This window comes from Streptomyces prunicolor NBRC 13075 (assembly GCF_000367365.1).
GTDB lineage: Bacteria > Actinomycetota > Actinomycetes > Streptomycetales > Streptomycetaceae > Streptomyces > Streptomyces prunicolor.
On sequence record NZ_BARF01000072.1, the window covers coordinates 14,576 to 31,108 of the forward strand.

The 16,533-nt window shown below is 69.8% G+C and carries 13 protein-coding genes and 1 pseudogene; 8 read left to right on the forward strand and 6 right to left on the reverse strand.

The genetic code is table 11. The features are described from left to right. Positions 1-12: 12 nt before the first annotated feature. The 3 genes from SPR02S_RS30720 to SPR02S_RS30730 all read right to left on the reverse strand — a co-directional run bounded on the left by SPR02S_RS30720 (position 13) and on the right by SPR02S_RS30730 (position 5,064). The gene (locus SPR02S_RS30720) at positions 13-1,032 is read right to left on the reverse strand and encodes an aldo/keto reductase (protein ID WP_019060865.1); all 1,020 of its coding nucleotides are present in this window, start codon (positions 1,030-1,032) and stop codon (positions 13-15) included. 304 nt (positions 1,033-1,336) lie between these two features. Next, positions 1,337-3,211 (reverse strand): ABC transporter ATP-binding protein, encoded by a 1,875-nt coding sequence (locus SPR02S_RS30725; RefSeq protein ID WP_019060866.1) that lies wholly within the window; start codon positions 3,209-3,211, stop codon positions 1,337-1,339. Further along, positions 3,208-5,064 carry an ABC transporter ATP-binding protein gene (locus SPR02S_RS30730; RefSeq protein WP_019060867.1) on the reverse strand — a complete coding sequence of 619 codons (1,857 nt, stop codon included), beginning with the start codon at positions 5,062-5,064 and terminating at the stop codon, positions 3,208-3,210. The genes SPR02S_RS30725 and SPR02S_RS30730 overlap by 4 nt, the downstream gene beginning before the upstream one ends. A 205-nt stretch (positions 5,065-5,269) precedes the next feature. Between SPR02S_RS30730 and SPR02S_RS30735 the strand changes: the two genes are divergently transcribed. From SPR02S_RS30735 to SPR02S_RS30750, 4 genes are read left to right on the forward strand one after another with little or no spacing between them, the layout of a single operon-like run. Continuing rightward, the gene (locus tag SPR02S_RS30735) at positions 5,270-6,181 is read left to right on the forward strand and encodes an ABC transporter ATP-binding protein (protein ID WP_019060868.1); all 912 of its coding nucleotides are present in this window, start codon (positions 5,270-5,272) and stop codon (positions 6,179-6,181) included. Continuing rightward, a complete protein-coding gene (locus SPR02S_RS30740; protein WP_019060869.1) occupies positions 6,178-6,912 on the forward strand; it encodes an ABC transporter permease in 735 nt (244 codons plus the stop codon). Before SPR02S_RS30735 ends, SPR02S_RS30740 begins: the two co-directional genes overlap by 4 nt. A 25-nt stretch (positions 6,913-6,937) precedes the next feature. Next, positions 6,938-8,206, forward strand: a complete 1,269-nt coding sequence (locus tag SPR02S_RS30745; RefSeq protein WP_019060870.1) for a sensor histidine kinase — start codon at positions 6,938-6,940, stop codon at positions 8,204-8,206. Continuing rightward, positions 8,199-8,843, forward strand: coding sequence for a response regulator (locus SPR02S_RS30750; RefSeq protein ID WP_026151002.1), 645 nt, complete (start codon positions 8,199-8,201; stop codon positions 8,841-8,843). The genes SPR02S_RS30745 and SPR02S_RS30750 overlap by 8 nt, the downstream gene beginning before the upstream one ends. Here SPR02S_RS30750 and SPR02S_RS59580 read toward each other — a convergent pair. From SPR02S_RS59580 to glgX, 3 genes and pseudogenes are all read right to left on the reverse strand, one after another. Then, positions 8,840-9,359, reverse strand: a pseudogene (locus SPR02S_RS59580) (sulfatase family protein); the annotation flags it as partial. The gene SPR02S_RS30750 and the pseudogene SPR02S_RS59580 overlap by 4 nt on opposite strands. Then, positions 9,295-9,567, reverse strand: a complete 273-nt coding sequence (locus SPR02S_RS66230; protein WP_019060872.1) for a hypothetical protein — start codon at positions 9,565-9,567, stop codon at positions 9,295-9,297. The pseudogene SPR02S_RS59580 and the gene SPR02S_RS66230, both read right to left, overlap by 65 nt. Before the next feature lie 86 nt (positions 9,568-9,653). Continuing rightward, positions 9,654-11,945 (reverse strand): glycogen debranching protein GlgX, encoded by a 2,292-nt coding sequence (glgX, locus tag SPR02S_RS30760; protein WP_019060873.1) that lies wholly within the window; start codon positions 11,943-11,945, stop codon positions 9,654-9,656. A gap of 152 nt (positions 11,946-12,097) precedes the next feature. Here glgX and SPR02S_RS30765 point away from each other — a divergent pair, with 152 nt between their 5' ends. The 4 genes from SPR02S_RS30765 (at position 12,098) to SPR02S_RS30780 (ending at position 16,461) form a co-directional block, all read left to right on the forward strand. After that, positions 12,098-13,330, forward strand: a complete 1,233-nt coding sequence (locus SPR02S_RS30765) for a L,D-transpeptidase (RefSeq protein ID WP_019060874.1) — start codon at positions 12,098-12,100, stop codon at positions 13,328-13,330. 167 nt (positions 13,331-13,497) lie between these two features. Further along, a complete protein-coding gene (locus SPR02S_RS30770; RefSeq protein ID WP_019060875.1) occupies positions 13,498-14,745 on the forward strand; it encodes a L,D-transpeptidase in 1,248 nt (415 codons plus the stop codon). Positions 14,746-14,880: 135 nt separating this feature from the next. After that, the gene (locus SPR02S_RS30775) at positions 14,881-15,648 is read left to right on the forward strand and encodes an enoyl-CoA hydratase/isomerase family protein (protein WP_019060876.1); all 768 of its coding nucleotides are present in this window, start codon (positions 14,881-14,883) and stop codon (positions 15,646-15,648) included. Positions 15,649-15,957: 309 nt separating this feature from the next. Continuing rightward, positions 15,958-16,461, forward strand: a complete 504-nt coding sequence (locus SPR02S_RS30780; protein WP_019060877.1) for an ATP-binding protein — start codon at positions 15,958-15,960, stop codon at positions 16,459-16,461. The last annotated feature ends 72 nt before the right edge of the window (positions 16,462-16,533 follow it).

Sequence of the window (16,533 nt, forward strand, 5' to 3'; positions counted from 1 at the left end):
GTCCGGTGGGCCTCAGCGGCGGCGCAGGGTCGGGTCGAGGAGTGCCGGCGGGGTGTCGTTCTTCTCGTGGGCGGCGAGGTCGGTGCCGGGGGCGACGATCGTGTCGATCGCGTCGAGTACGTCGGCGGAGAGCGCGGTGTCGGTGGCGGCGAGCTGGGTGTGCAGGTGGTCCAGGGTTCGCGGGCCGATCAGCGCGCTGGTCACGGCGGGGTGCGCGGTGACGAAGCCGAGCGCGAGCTGGATCATCGTGAGGCCGGCCTCGTCGGCGACCTTGGCCAGCTGTTCGACGGCGTCGAGCTTGGCGCGGTTGGCGGGGACGGCGGTGTCGAAGCGCTGGGGCATGCACGCGGAGCGGCTGGTGGTGACCTCCCGGCCCTCGCGGATCGCGCCGGACAGCCAGCCCGAGGCGAGCGGGCTCCAGGCCAGGATGCCGAGGCCGTACTCCTCGGTCACCGGCAGGACGTGGGTCTCGATGCCGCGCTGGAGGATCGAGTAGCTGGGCTGCTCGGTGACGAAACGGCCCAGGTGGTTCTCCCGGGCGGCCCACTGCGCCTGGACGATGCGGTGTGCGGGGTAGGTCGAGGAGCCGAAGTAGCGGATCTTTCCCGCGCGTTGGAGATCGGTCAGCGCGGAGAGGGTCTCCTCGTCGCTGGTGCGCGGGTCCCAGCGGTGGATCTGGTACAGGTCGACATGGTCGACGCCGAGCCTGCGCAGGCTGTTGTCCAGCTCGGTGACCAGCCAGCGGCGCGAGGCGCCCTGGTGGTTGCGCTCCTCGCCCATCGGCAGGCTCGCCTTCGTGGCCAGCACGATGTCGTCACGGCGGCCGGCGATGGCCTTGCCGAGCAGTTCCTCGGACTCGCCGCCGCTGTACGCGTCCGCGGTGTCGATGAGATTGACCCCGCCCGCGAGAGCGGCGTCGACGATGGCGGTGACCTCCTCCTGCGTCGTCCGCCCGATCCTGCCGAAGTTCATGGCGCCGAGCGCGAGGGCGCTGACCTGTACGCCGGTGCGGCCGAGGGTGCGGTATTGCATGGCTGTGTCCTCCAGGATGCATAAATGGAACCCCGTTCCGGAAACGATACGGAACGGGGTTCCGGTTAGCAAGTGGGGAGGGGTGGGGGGTGAGGTGCGTTGGCGGCTTGCGGTGCGTCGTGGCTGGTCGCGCAGTTCCCCGCGCCCCTGAAGACGCCGGCCCGCCGTGGGTTTTCGGGTAGGGGTGTGCGGCCTGGCGCGGAAGCGCCGGTACGCGTCAGCGTGCCCCAAAGGGGCGCGGGGAACTGCGCGACCGGCCCCCACCGGCCGGCAGCCGAAAAACTGCCCAACTCGCGGAGCGTGCTTACGCCAAGCTGTCCCGCCACGCCCGGTGCAGATCCGCGAACCGCCCCGTCCCCGCGATCAGTTCGGCCGGGGTGCCGTCCTCGACGACCCGCCCGTGTTCCATGACCAGCACCCGGTGCGCGATCTCGACCGTGGACAGTCGGTGCGCGATCACGACCGCCGTACGGCCGCGCAGGACCGTCGACATGGCGCGCTGCACGGCCTGTTCGCCCGGGACGTCGAGGGAGCTGGTCGCCTCGTCGAGGATGAGCACGGCCGGGTCGGCGAGCAACGCCCGAGCGAACGCGACGAGTTGGCGCTGACCGGCCGAGATACGGCCGCCCCGCTTGCGTACGTCCGTGTCGTAGCCGTCGGGCAGTGCGCTGATGAAGTCGTGCGCGCCGATCGCCTTCGCGGCCCGCTCGATCTCCTCGCGGGGTGCGTCCGGGCGGCCGATCGCGATGTTCTCGGCGACCGTGCCGGAGAACAGGAACGCCTCCTGCGTCACCATCACCACCCCGCGCCGCAGTTCGGGCGCGGACAGTTCGCGCAGGTCGACGCCGTCGAGCAGCACCCGCCCGTCCGAGGGGTCGTAGAAGCGGGCGAGGAGCTTGGCCAAGGTGGACTTGCCCGCGCCCGTCGAGCCGACGACGGCGACCGTCTGGCCGGCCGGGAGGGTGAGGTCGAAGACGGGTAGCACCTCGCCGCCGGTGCGGTAGGCGAAGCGGACGCCGTCGAAGACGACTTCGCGGCCGGGTTGGTCTGTCTCAAGTTCCGGGAGTTGGACGGGTGTTGAGGGTTCGGGGACCGACGGGGTCTGGGCCAGCAGGCCCGCGATCTTCTCCAGGGAAGCCGCGGCCGACTGGTACGAGTTGAGGAACATGCCGAGCCGGTCGATGGGGTCGTAGAGCCGCCGTAGGTACAGGACCGCGGCTGCCAGCACGCCCAACTCCAGGGTGCCGTCCGCGACTCGGGTCGCGCCCCAGAGCACGATCACCGCGACGGCCGTGTTGGCGACCAGGCGGGAGCCGGTGACATAGCGGGCCATCTCCAACAGGGCGTCTCCGTTGGAGCGTTCGTGCTGTTGGTTGAGGACCCGGAAGTCGGCGTCGTTCACGTCCTCGCGGCGGAACGCGCGGACCGGGCGGATGCCGTTCATCGTCTCGACGAACTTCACGATCACGCGCGCGATCGCCGTGGAACGGACCGCGTACACCCGTACCGCGCGCCGCTGGTAGACCCGTACCAGCAGGTACAACGGCACGAAGGACGCCACCGCGACCGCGCCGAGACCCAGGTCCAGCCAGAGCAGCATCGCCGAGATGTACACGAACGACAGGACGACCGTGATCAGCTCCTGGAGTCCCTCGCTGAGCAGCTCGCGCAGGGCCTCGATGTCCGTGGTGGAACGGGAGATGAGCCGGCCGGACGTGTACCGCTCGTGGAAGTCGATGCTGAGCGCCTGCGCGTGCCGGAAGATACGGCCGCGCAGATCGAGCAGTACGTCCTGGTTGACGCGGGCGGAGGCGCCGATGAAGGCGTACTGGAGTCCGCCGGAGAGCAGCGCACAGAGCAGGTAGCCCGCTCCTACGGCGATCAGCGGGCCGTGGTCGTCCTTCCGGAACGCCGGTACCGCGCGGTCGATGGCGTACGCCACGAGGAGCGGGCCCACCTGTACGGCCGCCTGTTGGAGCAGCAGGAGGAGGGTCGTGACGGTGACCCGTGCCTTCATCGGCGCGAGCAGGGAACGCAGGAGGGTGGCGGTCGCGCCCGGGGGAGTGGGCAGGGTGTCGTGGTCGAACGGGTCGCCTGCGGCGGGCTTGTGCGGGTGCGGGGATTCGGGCTCGTGGTCGTCGTCGCCGGTGGTGGGGGTGGAGGTGGTCGTCGCGGTCATCGTTCGTCCCCCTGGTGCTCGGCGCCCGACATGAGGTGCGTGTACTCCGCGTTCGTCCGGAGGAGTTCCTGGTGCGTGCCTACCGCCGTGATGCGGCCGTCGGACAGCAGGGCCACGCGGTCGGCGAGCAGCACCGTGGACGGGCGGTGGGCCACGATCAACGCGGTTGTGTCGGCGAGGACTTGGCGGAGGGCTGCCTCAACGGCCGCCTCCGTGTGGACGTCCAGTGCGGAGAGCGGGTCGTCGAGGACCAGGAAGCGGGGTTTGCCCACCACTGCCCTTGCCAGGGCGAGGCGTTGGCGTTGGCCGCCGGAGAGGCTCAGGCCCTGTTCGCCCACCTGGGTGTCTGTGCCCTGGGGCAACGCGTGCGTGAAGTCGGCCTGTGCGACTGCCAGTGCGCGCTCCAACTCCGGTTGTCCCGCGCCCTCTTCGGCTCCCATGAGTACGTTCTCCCCGACGCTGGCCGAGAACAACGTCGGTTCCTCGAAGGCCACGGCCACGAGGGCGCGCAGCGTTTCCCGGGGCATGGCGGTGATGTCCTTGCCGTCCAGGGTGATCTGGCCGGAGGTCACCTCGTGGAGGCGGGGGACGAGGGCGGTGAGGGTGGTTTTGCCGGTGCCTGTTGCGCCTACCAGGGCCATGGACTCGCCGGGTTTGATGTGCAGGTCTATGCGGTCGAGGGTGGGTGGGGAATCAGGCGGGGCGTCTGGGTAGCGGAAGGAGACGGAGGAGAAACGGATGCCATCGTTGTCGGGTGCGGGACCGTGGGGGCTGGTCGCGCCCCGCGGCGGAGCCGCATATCGATACAGCCCCGCGCCCCTTTGGGGCGCGGCCCCCAAGGGCGCCTCCGCCTCCGGGGTTTCATCCATCACCTCGAAATAGCGCTCCGTCGCCGTTGCCGCTTCCTGGCTCATCGCCAGCAGGAAGCCGATCGACTCCACCGGCCAACGCAACGCGAGTGCCGTCGAAAGGAACGCCACCAACGTGCCCGCCGACAGCCCCCCGTCCGCGACCTGCACCGTCCCCACCACCAGCGCCGCCCCGAGCGCCAGTTCGGGCAGGGTGACGATGACGCCCCAGATCGTGGCGAGGAGCTGGGCCTTGCGGAGTTCGGTGCCGCGCAGGGTGCGGGACAGGTCGCGGAAGGCGCGGGCCTGGGTGCGGTGGCGGCCGAAGCCCTTGATGATGCGGATGCCGAGCACGCTCTCCTCGACCACCGTCGTCAGGTCGCCGACCTGGTCCTGGGCGAGGCGTGCCACATGCGCGTACCGCTGCTCGAAGATCACGCACATGACGATCACCGGGACGGCGGGCCCCAGGATCACCAGCCCCAGCGTCCAGTCCTGGAGCAGCATGATGATCACGCCCACCAGGATCGTCACGCCGTTGACCAGCAGGAACGTCAGCGGGAAGGCGAGGAACATGCGGAGCAGCATCAGGTCGGTGGTGCCCCTGGAGAGGAGCTGGCCCGAGGGCCATCGGTCGTGGAAGGACACCGGCAGGCGTTGCAGATGGCGGTACAGATCCGCCCGCATCTCCGCCTCGACCCGCGACAAGGGCCGGGCCACCAGCCATCGCCGCAGCCCGAACAAGACCGCTTCCGCGATCCCGAGCAGCAGCAGATACAGCGCCCCGAGCCACACGCCCGCCGTGTCCCGGTCGGCGACCGGCCCGTCCACCATCCACTTCAGGACGAGCGGGAACACCAGCCCCGTACACGACGCGACGACGGCGACCCCGGCCGCGGCGAACAGCCGTACCCGCACGGGGCGGACGTACGGCCACAGCCGCGCGAGCGTACGGACGGCGGATCGGTCGGGGTGGTCCTCGGCGGAGGCGGGTGTCGTGGTCATCACGGGCGAGCCTACGGACCACCACTGACAGTGCCCACCGAGTTTTGGCCGGACCCGGATCCGCCGTTGGTCCTACGACCTGGGTGTTCGGGGGTCGTAGCGGCACATCAAGGGGAGTCGTAGTCGCGCATCAACCGATCGGTTGATGGCCGGTCGAGCGCGATGGCCGATGTGCCGGGACCGTCCCCGGCGGGACCCTCGGAACATGCCAGCCACACCAGTCATCGAAGTCAGCGCACTACGGAAGTCCTACGGCGGCCGGGCCGTCGTCGACGGGGTCTCGTTCGCCGTCGAGGAGGGCGAGATCTTCGGGATCCTCGGCCCGAACGGCGCCGGCAAGACCACCACCGTCGAGTGCGTCGAGGGCCTGCGGGTCCCCGACGCGGGCCGGGTCCGGGTCACCGGCCTCGACCCCGTCGCCGACCACGAAGAGGTCGCCCGGGTCCTCGGCGCCCAGCTCCAGGAGAGCGAGCTCCAGGCCAAGCTCACCGTCCGCGAGGCGCTGGAGCTGTACGCGCCCTTCTATCCGCACCCCGCCGACTGGCGGCCACTGGCCGAACGCCTGGGCCTGACCTCCAAGTTGACCACCCGCTTCGCGAAGCTGTCCGGCGGGCAGAAGCAGCGCCTGTTCATCGCGCTCGCGCTGATCGGCAACCCCCGCGTCGTCGTCCTCGACGAGCTCACCACCGGCCTCGACCCGCGTGCCCGCCGTGACACCTGGCAGCTGATCGAGGACGTGCGGGCGAGCGGGGTCACCGTCCTGCTCGTCACGCACTTCATGGAGGAGGCGCAGCGGCTGTGCGACCGGATCGCCGTGATCGACAAGGGGCGGGTGGCCGCCCTGGACACCCCGGACGGGCTGATCCGGCGCTCGGCGGGCTCCACCGTCATCAGCTTCACGCCCTCCGCGGCACTGGACGACGGTGACCTGAACGCGCTCCCCGCGCTCACGTCCGTCACGCACAAGGACGGCCGGATCACCCTTTCCGGCTCCGACGAGACCGTCAACGCGGTCCTCACGCTGCTCGCCCGCAACCACATCACCGCCCACCAACTCCGGGTCTCCGACGCCACGTTGGACGACGCGTTCCTGGACCTGACGGAGGTCTCCGCATGAACACCGCAGTCCTGCGCACCGAGTTGAAGCTCTTCCGCCGTGAACCGGGCGCCCTCTTCTGGATCCTGCTCTTCCCGACCCTGCTGCTGGTGATCCTGGGTTCCATCCCGGGCTTCCGCCACCACGAGGCCGACCTCGGGGGCCTGCGCACGATCGACGTGTACGTCCCGGTCGCCGTCCTCCTCGGCATGATCGTCGGCGCGCTCCAGTCGATGCCGCAGAACCTCACCGGTTACCGCGAACGCGGCATCCTCCGCCGCATGTCCGCCACCCCGGTCCGGCCCACCGCTCTGCTCTCCGCCCAGATGGTGGTCTACGGCGCGGCGGCCCTCGTCTCCGCCCTGCTCGCGCTGATCGTCGGCCGGCTCGCCTTCGACGTACGCCTCCCGAAGCAGCCCGGCGGCTATCTCCTCGCCCTGCTCCTCGCGATCCTGGCCGCGCTCGCGCTGGGCGCGGTGGTCTCCGCGCTGTCCCGGACCACGAAGATCGCCGGTGCGATCGGGTCGGCCGTGTTCTTCCCGATGATGTTCTGCGCGGGCGTCTGGATCCCGGTGAACTCCATGCCGGACGTCATGGCCCGCATCGTCGGCTACACCCCGTTCGGCGCCGCCGCCGAGGCCCTGAACCGGGCGGCGGCCGGGAACTGGCCGGGCTGGGCGCACCTGGGCGTGCTCGTGGCCTGGACCGTACTGCTGACGGCCGGCGCCTCGCGCTGGTTCCGCTGGGAGTAGGGGGCGGGCCGTGCAGACTGGGGAGATGACCACCAAGGACGGGCAGATCGAGCGGCGCTGGGAGCAGCTGCACACCTGGGGACCGTACGGGCTGCTCGGCATCAGTGTCGTCCTCGCGCTCGCCTCCTCCGGTCTGTTCGACTACTCCGCCGCCCAGTGGTGGACCGGCTGGTCCCTGGCCGGTGCCGCGCTCGTCCTCCAGCTGTGGTGGCACGGCACCCGTTCCCGCCGTCCGGGTCGTGGCCGGGTCCCGTCGCGGGCGGGGACGGCGTACTACGTCGTCCGCTGGGCCATCGCCTTCGTCCTCACCTGGATCGACCCGTTCTTCGCGTTCTATGCCGCCTCCGGCTTCATGGACGCCGACGAACTGATCCCGGGCACGGTGGCGCAGCGGGTCGGACTGTTCGCCAGCGCGGTCACCGTGGCCGGAGCGCAGGCCGGTGGGCTGCCGTTCGGGAGCGGGCTCCAATGGGTCCTCTTCGTGGCGCTCGTGGCCGTCAACTCCGCTCTGCAGATGGCGATCGCGCATCTCACCCAGCAGGAGGCGCAGCGCTCTCACGAGCGCACCGAGACCATCAGCGAACTCGAACGCACCAACACCGCCCTGCAACAGGCCCTCGACGAGAACGCCGCCCTGCACGCCCAACTCCTCGTCCAGGCAAGGGAAGCCGGGGTCGCCGATGAACGCCGCAGGCTCGCCGCCGAGATCCACGACACCATCGCCCAGGGCCTGACCGGCATCATCGCCCAGCTCCAAGTCGTGGCCAACGCACCCGACTTGGCGACCGCCCGCACGCACCTCGACCGTGCCTCCGACCTCGCCCGGCACAGCCTCGGTGAGGCCCGCCGCTCCGTGCAGAACCTCGCGCCCATCGCGCTGGAGAACGACGGACTGCCCGAGGCCCTGAAGAACACGGTCGCCGAGTGGGGCGAACGCACCGGCGTCCGCGCCGAGTTCACCGTCACCGGCACCACCGAGCAGCTCCACGACGAGGTCTCCGCAACCCTGCTGCGCATCGCCCAGGAGGCCCTGTCGAACGCGGCCCGGCACGCCCGGGCCACCCGCGTCGGCGTGACCCTCTCCTTCATGGGCGACGAGGTCATCCTCGACATCCGCGACGACGGCCAGGGCTTCGACCCGCTCGCCCTCCCCGACCGCACCCGCACCGGCGGCTTCGGCCTCGACGGCATGCGCGCCCGCGCCGAACGCATCGCCGGCTCCCTCACCATCGAGGCCGAGCCCGGTCACGGCACGGCCCTCTCGGCTCGCGTACCGTTGGTCCGCCATGAGTGACGAGTTGCTGATCTCCCTGCTGATCGTCGACGACCATCCCGTCGTACGGGACGGTCTGCGCGGCATGTTCGAGTCCGCGCCCGGATTCCGCGTCCTGGGCGAGGCGTCCAACGGCGTCGAGGCCGTGGAGCGGGCCGCCGACCTCGACCCCGACGTCATCCTGATGGACCTGCGGATGCCGGGCGGCGCGGGCGTCGACGCCATCCGCGAGCTGACCCGCCGCGCCGCCCGCGCGAAGGTGCTCGTCCTGACGACGTACGACACCGACTCCGACACGCTCCCCGCGATCGAGGCGGGCGCGACGGGCTATCTGCTGAAGGACGCCCCGCGCGACGAACTCTTCACCGCGGTCCGCGCGGCGGCGGAGGGCCGCACTGTCCTCTCACCCGCCGTCGCCTCCCGCCTGGTCTCCGCGGTCCGCAGCCCCCAGTCCCCGGGCAACGAACCGCTCTCCGCCCGCGAACGCGAGGTCCTCGCCCTGGTCGCCAAGGGCACCTCGAACCGCGAGATCGCCCGCGAACTCTTCATCAGCGAGGCGACCGTGAAGACCCATCTCACCCACCTGTACGGCAAGTTGGGCGTCAAGGACCGCGCGGCGGCGGTCGCGGTGGCGTACGACCGGGGGATTCTCGGCTAGCTCGGATACGGGAGAAGACCGGAGGCGATCTTCTCCCAGGCCGCCTTCAGCTCCGCGAGCAACTCCGGCTTGTCGGGGGCGAGATCGGCCCGTTCGCGGATGTCGGCGCCGAGGTCGAAGAGGTGGTCGTCGCCGTCCTCGTCCTGGTAGTACTTCCAATCGCCGCAGCGCCCGGTTGGCCCGCACTCGCCAGAACAGGTCCCGCTCGGGCGGCTGTTCGCCCTTCAGCAGGTAGCCCGCGAGGCTCGTGCCGTCCAGCGGGTACGCCGGGTCGGGGCGGGCACCGGCCGGCTCCAGGAAGGTCGCGGTCCAGTCGGGGGAGAAGTTCGGCTCGTGGCTGACCTGGTCGCCGTCGATGCGGTGCGGCCAGCGCACGATCGTCGGGACCCGGATGCCGCCCTCCTGGAGCACGAATTTCTCGCCGCTCAACGGCCAGAGGTACGACCAGCGTTCACCGCCGTTGTCGCCGGCGAAGTACACCAGGGTGTTCTCCTCCTGTTGTTGGCGATCGGCCGCCGTAGGAGGAGAGGTCGGCCCAGCCGAGGTCGTCGCCGAGGATGACGAGGAGGTTGGGACGCTTGCCGGGGGCGGCGGGGCGGGCCTTGAACGGGCGCTCGGCAGGGGCGGATTCGGCGGCCTCGGCGGTGGCGGCCGTACCGGCGACGGCGGTCACGGCACCGCCGCCGACGAGGCCGCCGAAGGCACGGCGGGATATCTCAGGCATGGGCAGCAGTCGATCAGTGGGCCCGATGTCCTGGCCAGGAGTACGACGTGGATTTCAGCGGCCCGAAACGTTGCCTCAGCAGGGTTTCAGCCAACCCTCAGCAACAGCACAGCCCGCGCCGGCACCGTGATCGCCGCCCCCGCCCGATGCACCACCCCCGGCGCCTCCCCCTGCTCCTCCCGTGACGTGTCGACGACCACCTCGTACCGCTCCGCCCACGGCGGCCCCGGCAGCACGAAACTCACCGGCCGGTGGCCCGCGTGCAGGACGGCGAGGAAGCTGTCGTCGACGATCGGGGCGCCGCGTTCGTCGCGGCCGGGGATGTCCCGGCCGGAGAGGTACATGCCGAGGGTGGCGGCGGGCGCGTACCAGTCGCGTTCCGTCATCTCCGTGCCGCGCGCGGTGAACCAGGCCAAGTCCCTTATGCCGTCCGCCGAATGGGCCCGCCCGGAGAAGAACGCCCGGCGCCGCAGCACCGGATGGCGGTGGCGCAGCTCGATCAGCCGGGCGGTGAGGTCGGTCAGCGCCGCCCAGCCGGGGTCCTCCCGCAGGCCCCAGTCCACCCAACTGATCTCGTTGTCCTGGCAGTAGGCGTTGTTGCTGCCCCGCTGCGTCCGCCCCAGCTCGTCACCCGCGACCAGCATCGGCACACCCGTGGAGAGGAGGAGAGTGGTGAGGAGGTTCCTCAACTGCCGTCGCCGCAGCGCCTTTACGCGCTCGTCGTCCGTCTCGCCCTCGACCCCGCAGTTCCAGGAACGGTTGTCGTCGGTCCCGTCCCGATTCCCCTCGCCGTTGGCCTCGTTGTGCTTGCGCTCGTACGACACCAGGTCCCGCAGGGTGTAACCGTCGTGCGCGGTGATGAAGTTGACCGAGGCGTAGGGGCGGCGGCCGCCCCACGCGTACAGGTCACTCGACCCCGACAACCGGTACCCGAGATCCCGTACGTCCGGCAGCGCACCGCGCCAGAAGTCCCGGACGGCGTTGCGATAGCGGTCGTTCCACTCCGTCCACAGGGGTGGGAACGCGCCGACCTGGTAGCCGCCCGAGCCGACGTCCCACGGCTCGGCGATCAGCTTCACCCGTCGTAGCACCGGGTCCTGTGCGATCACCGCGAGGAACGGGGACAGCATGTCGACGTCGTGCATCGAGCGGGCCAGCGCCGCCGCGAGGTCGAAGCGGAAGCCGTCGACGCCCATCTCGGTGACCCAGTAGCGCAGCGAGTCGGTGATGAGCCGGAGCACGTGCGGCTGGACGACGTGCAGGGTGTTGCCGCAGCCGGTGTAGTCCGTGTAGCGGCGGGCGTCGCTCTGGAGGCGGTAGTAGCCGCGGTTGTCGATGCCCTTCAACGACAGCATCGGGCCCAACTCGCCTGCTTCCGCGGTGTGGTTGTAGACCACGTCGAGGATGACCTCGATCCCGGCCTCGTGCAGCGCCCGCACCATCCGCTTGAACTCGCCGACCTGCTGCCCCGCCGTGCCGGTAGCCGCGTAGCCCGCGTGCGGGGCGAAGTAACCGATGGAGTTGTAACCCCAGTAGTTCTTCAGCCCCTTGCGCAGCAGATGGTCCTCGTGCGCGAACTGATGCACAGGGAGCAGCTCCACGGCCGTCACGCCCAGCTTCACCAGGTGCTCGATGGCCGCCGGGTGCGCCAACCCGGCGTAGGTGCCCCGGAGTTCCTCGGGTATCCCGGGGTGCAGTTTGGTGAAGCCGCCGACGTGGAGTTCGTAGATGACCGAGTCCGCCCACGGGGTCTTCGGGCGGCGGTCGTCCATCCACTCGTCGTCGGTGGTGTCGTCGTGGACGACCACGCCCTTCGGGACGAACGGCGCGGAGTCGCGGTCGTCGCGCACGGTGTCCGCGACCTGTTGCTGCGGCCAGTCACGGACGTGCGCGTACACCTCGGGCGGCAGCCCGAACTCGCCGTCCACCGCCCGGGCGTAGGGGTCGAGGAGCAGCTTCGCCGGGTTCCAGCGGGCGCCGGTCCACGGGTCCCAGCGGCCGTGCACCCTAAAGCCGTAGCGCTGTCCGGGCAGTACACCGGGCAGGAAGCCGTGCCAGATCTCGTGTGTCAGCTCGGTCAGCGGGGCGCGCGTCTCCACCCCGTCCGCGTCGAAGAGGCACAGCTCGACCGCCTCCGCACCCCCCGCCCACAGCGCGAAGTTGGTGCCCGCCACCCCGTCCGGGCCGACCCTGTACCGGGCCCCCAACGGCATCGGCGTCCCCGGCCACACGGGCACCGGCGGCCCGGTGTGCGGGGCGCCGTTCAGGACGGGCGCGGCGCGTGGCGACGGCACAGCCTCCACGACGCGCTCCATCGGCACGCCGCCGTCGTCGACGCGCCCCTCCTGCACGGCCTCCTGCTCGGCTGCGCTCGACACCGTCCGGCCTCCTGCGGCTCATGGAACGACGAGGTGAAGGGCGTACGGCGTCCCGGCCGCGCACGTCTGTCATGTCGTTCTCCCCACTGTTCTGCCCAGAGCTTGGGCCGCACTCACGTTTCCCCGGAGCGTGCCCGCTCGTTGGGCACCCCGTGAGGCATGCACAAGGGCGCGCGCGACGCGCAGGGGTCGCACTGGCCGCCGTACTGACATGGGCAGGACTGCTGGCCGGAGCCACCGGCTGTACTTCGGACGGCTCGGGCGGGGGCGGTATCGGCGAGATCTTCGGCAAGGCACCGTCGCCCGAGGATGTGATCCGGATCTCGCCCGACGACGCCGCCAAGGGCGTCAAACCGGACCAGCGGCTCGTGGTCAAAGTGCCCAGTGGGCGGCTGGAGTCCGTGCAGGTGGTCAAGGCGCAGGACGCCCAGGACACCCCGGTCCCCGGTCACATCTCCGACGACGGACTGCGCTGGGAACCCGAGGACGGGAAGCTCGCGCTGGCCGCCGAGTACACCGTCGACGCGGTCGCCCTCGACGGCGACGGCCGCCGCTCGGCCCGGCACACCACGTTCACGACCTACGTCCCCGACGAGCGGTTCATCGCCTACGTCACCCCGGAGAACCGCGCCACCGTCGGCACCGGGATGATCGTCTCCCTCGGCTTCAACCGGGAGATCGAGAACCGGGCCGCCGTGGAGCGCGCGATCCACGTCACCGCGAAACCGGCCGTCGAGATCCGCCCGCACTGGTTCGGCAGGACCCGCCTCGACCTCCGCCCCGAGACCTACTGGAAACCCGGCACCCAGGTCACCGTCTCCCTCCGCCTGCGGGACGTGGAAGGGGCGAAGGGCGTCTACGGCCTCCAGTACAAGACGTTCTCCTTCACCGTCGGCCGCAGCCAGGTCTCCCTCGTCGACGCCGCCAAACACACCATGGAGGTGCGGCGCGAGGGCGACCTGCTGGCCACCGTGCCGATCACGGCCGGTGCCCCCGGGAAGACCACGTACAACGGGAAAATGGTGGTCATGGAGATGCTGGAGGTGACCCGCATGAACAGCCGCACGGTCGGCTTCGGCGGCGAGTACGACATCCCGGACGTCCCGCACGCCATGCGGCTCACCGACTCCGGCACCTTCCTGCACGGCAACTACTGGGCGCCGACCGCCCCCGGACGCGTCAACGTCAGCCACGGGTGCGTGGGTTTGCGGGACGTCAAGGGCGGGAGCTCGGACAGCCCGGCCGGGTGGTTCTTCGACCGCAGCATCGTCGGGGACGTCGTCGAGGTCGTGCACAGCAACGACAAACAGGTGGCTCCGGACAACGGCCTCGGCGGGTGGAACATGGGTTGGAAGGAATGGAAGGCGGGCAGTGCGGTGAAGTGACCCGAGAAGGAGCCGGGTCCCTGTGCCAGGCGGCAGTTGAAGTTGCGACCGAACGGTGACATTCGCCTGACATGAAGCTCAAATCCTGGCGGTTAATATGCGCGGACGTGCACGTCAGATGCGCGAAGGGGTGCGGGCCTGACCGGGCCCGGCGAGGGGAGAAAGTCTTGAACGTGCGACCGATATCGGGGGCGTCGGTTGACGCGCGCGGCCGGAGAAACAAGGGGCTGCTGGCGCTGATCATCGGCGTACTGCTGCTCGCCGTCACCGCGTGCGGAGGCGGCGGTGGCTCCAACTCCGGGTCCGGCTCGGGCGACAGCAAGGCCAAGGGGTCGGACACGGCCGAGACCAAGCAGTCGGAGGCGGTCGTCACCATCGCCCCGAAGAACGGCTCGAAGGCCGTGGACACCAGTGGCGCCCTCAAGATCAGTGCCGCGAAGGGCAAGTTGACCGTGGTCGAGGTCAAGGACGCCGACGGCGCCAAGGTCTCCGGCGCGATCACCGGCGGCGGCGCCAGCTGGACGCCGGCGACGCATCTCGCCGCTTCCACCAAGTACACCGTGCACGCGGTCGCCAAGGACTCCGACGGCCGGGTCGCCGCCGAGGACTCCAGCTTCACCACGCTGACCCCGAAGAACACCTTCATCGGCGACTTCACCCCGGAGGACGGCTCGACGGTCGGCGTCGGAATGCCGTTCTCGGTCAACTTCACCCGGGGCATCACGCACCCGGAGGACGTGAAGAAGGCCATCACCATCACGACCGTCCCGGCCGTAGACGTCGAGGGCCACTGGTTCGGCAACGACCGCCTCGACTTCCGACCCGAGAACTACTGGAAGTCCGGCACCAAGGTCACCGTCAAGCTCAACCTCGACGGCGTCGAAGGCCGCCCGGGCGTCTACGGCAAGCAGGCCAAGACGGTTTCCTTCACCATCGGCCGCAACCAGGTCTCCGTGGTCGACGCCAAGAAGCACACCATGAAGGTCACCCAGGACGGCAGGACCATCAAGACCATCGCGGTCACCACCGGCAAGCCCGGCTACGACACGTGGAACGGCCAGATGGTCATGAGTCAGAAGCTCGAAGTGACCCGGATGAACGGCGAAACGGTCGGCTACGGCGGCGAGTACGACATCAAGGACGTCCCGCACGCCATCCGCCTCACCACCTCCGGCACCTTCATCCACGGCAACTACTGGGGTGGCGGTGCCTTCGGCAACTACAACGCCAGCCACGGCTGTGTCGGCCTGAGGGACGTCAAGGGCGGCTACAGCAGCAGCGTTCCGGCGGCCTGGTTCTACAACCACTCGATGATCGGCGACGTGGTCGTCGTCAAGCACTCCAACGACGAGACGGTGGCGCCGGACAACGGGCTCAACGGCTGGAACATGTCGTGGGCGAAGTGGAAGGCGTGAGCCGTACGTGAGGTGAGCTGAACCGAGTTGACCTGCGGGTCCGGTGCTGTGACACACAGCACCGGGCCCGTTGTCGTTAGCGCGCGTGCTGTGCCCATCTGGGGGACGACCCCCAGACCCCCGTAGTGTTCCCGCATGACCGTGAATCTCGAAGTCGCCGAGGGCGTCGGCACCATCCGCCTCGACCGCCCGCCCATGAACGCGCTGGACGTCGCCACCCAGGACCGCCTCAAGGAACTCGCCGAGGAGGCGTCGCGTCGCGACGACGTGCGGGCGGTGGTGATCTACGGCGGGGAGAAGGTGTTCGCTGCCGGCGCGGACATCAAGGAGATGCAGCGCATGGACCATGCGGCGATGGTCGTGCGGTCGCGGGCGTTGCAGGAGTCGTTCACGGCGGTGGCGCGTATTCCGAAGCCGGTGGTCGCGGCGGTCACGGGTTATGCGCTGGGCGGGGGTTGTGAGTTGGCCCTGTGCGCGGACTTCCGGATCGCGGCGGACAACGCGAAGTTGGGGCAGCCGGAGATTCTCCTCGGGTTGATTCCGGGGGCGGGTGGCACGCAGCGGCTGGCGCGGCTGATCGGTCCGTCGAAGGCGAAGGATCTGATCTTCACGGGTCGGATGGTCAAGGCGGACGAGGCGCTCGCGCTGGGGCTCGTCGATCGACTCGCCCCCGCCGCCGAGGTGTTCAGCGAGGCGCATGCGTGGGCGGCGAAGTTGGCGCAGGGTCCGGCGATCGCGTTGCGTGCGGCGAAGGAAGCGATCGACACCGGTCTGGAGACGGACCTCGAGACCGGGCTCGCCGTCGAACGCACGTGGTTCGCGGGGCTGTTCGCGACCGAGGACCGTGAGCGCGGGATGCGCAGCTTCGTCGAAGAGGGCCCCGGCAAAGCCAAGTTTCAGTGAACCGGACGGTCGCAGTCGGAGTGAAACGGAGCGTCAAATCCCGTCCAGGCACTTGCAATTGACGTGATGTCTCATACGGGTACCTCGGCCGGGCGGTTTATGGGAACCTTAACTTGACCTTAAGCCTGCCTTGTCGAGGGAGCCTGTCGATTGCCTCCAACAGAGCCTTCACCGCAGGTCGGAGGGGCTACGGCCAGCCCTGAAATGACTCTGGCACATGCCGATCGAATGTCGCGGAACGGGGGCTTCCGGGGGGCGTATTCCTCTGGAACCGCCACGGAGCCCGTCCGGGGCCGCCATGATGGACGCATGGCGGGGCTGGAAGGTATCGGACAGCCGCGGGGACAAGGCCGTGCGACCGAAGGGCGCTGGTCGCCTGCGGTCGAGGACGAGCGGGCACTCAAGGCGATCGAATTGTTCGGCAATCCGACGGAGGCGGAAGTTCCGCTCCCGTCCCGCCCCGAGTCCGCCGGCACGGCCCGCCGACTCACCCAGATCGTCGTTCTGCGGCACTGGGGGCTCGGTCCGAAACTGACCGAGGATGCGGTCTTGCTTGTCTCGGAGCTTGTCGGAAATGCCGTACGGCATACCGGGGCGCGGGTGTTCGGGCTGCGGATGAAGCGGCGGCGGGGGTGGATCCGGGTCGAGGTTCGTGATCCCTCGCGTGGGTTGCCGTGTCTGATGCCGGTTCAGGAGATGGACCTGAGTGGGCGGGGGTTGTTCCTCGTCGACAAGCTTTCCGATCGGTGGGGAGTGGATTTGCTGCCACGTGGGAAGACGACGTGGTTCGAGATGCGCGTTTCTGATCGCTGAGTGAACTGCTGTGATGCCGGGTTGGGTTGTCGGTTTTCTGCGGGCTCGCTGTGGCTGGTCGCGCCCACGCGG

Excerpts from the sequence above, each read along its gene's own strand:
- SPR02S_RS30745 (WP_019060870.1), top strand. The coding sequence starts at position 6,938 with ATGACCACCAAGGACGGGCAGATCGAGCGGCGCTGGGAGCAGCTGCAC.
- SPR02S_RS30740 (WP_019060869.1), top strand. The coding sequence starts at position 6,178 with ATGAACACCGCAGTCCTGCGCACCGAGTTGAAGCTCTTCCGCCGTGAA.
- SPR02S_RS30730 (WP_019060867.1), bottom strand. The coding sequence starts at position 5,064 with ATGACCACGACACCCGCCTCCGCCGAGGACCACCCCGACCGATCCGCC.
- SPR02S_RS30775 (WP_019060876.1), top strand. The coding sequence starts at position 14,881 with ATGACCGTGAATCTCGAAGTCGCCGAGGGCGTCGGCACCATCCGCCTC.
- SPR02S_RS30750 (WP_026151002.1), top strand. The coding sequence starts at position 8,199 with ATGAGTGACGAGTTGCTGATCTCCCTGCTGATCGTCGACGACCATCCC.
- SPR02S_RS30780 (WP_019060877.1), top strand. The coding sequence starts at position 15,958 with ATGGCGGGGCTGGAAGGTATCGGACAGCCGCGGGGACAAGGCCGTGCG.
- SPR02S_RS30720 (WP_019060865.1), bottom strand. The coding sequence starts at position 1,032 with ATGCAATACCGCACCCTCGGCCGCACCGGCGTACAGGTCAGCGCCCTC.
- SPR02S_RS30735 (WP_019060868.1), top strand. The coding sequence starts at position 5,270 with ATGCCAGCCACACCAGTCATCGAAGTCAGCGCACTACGGAAGTCCTAC.
- SPR02S_RS66230 (WP_019060872.1), bottom strand. The coding sequence starts at position 9,567 with ATGCCTGAGATATCCCGCCGTGCCTTCGGCGGCCTCGTCGGCGGCGGT.
- SPR02S_RS30725 (WP_019060866.1), bottom strand. The coding sequence starts at position 3,211 with ATGACCGCGACGACCACCTCCACCCCCACCACCGGCGACGACGACCAC.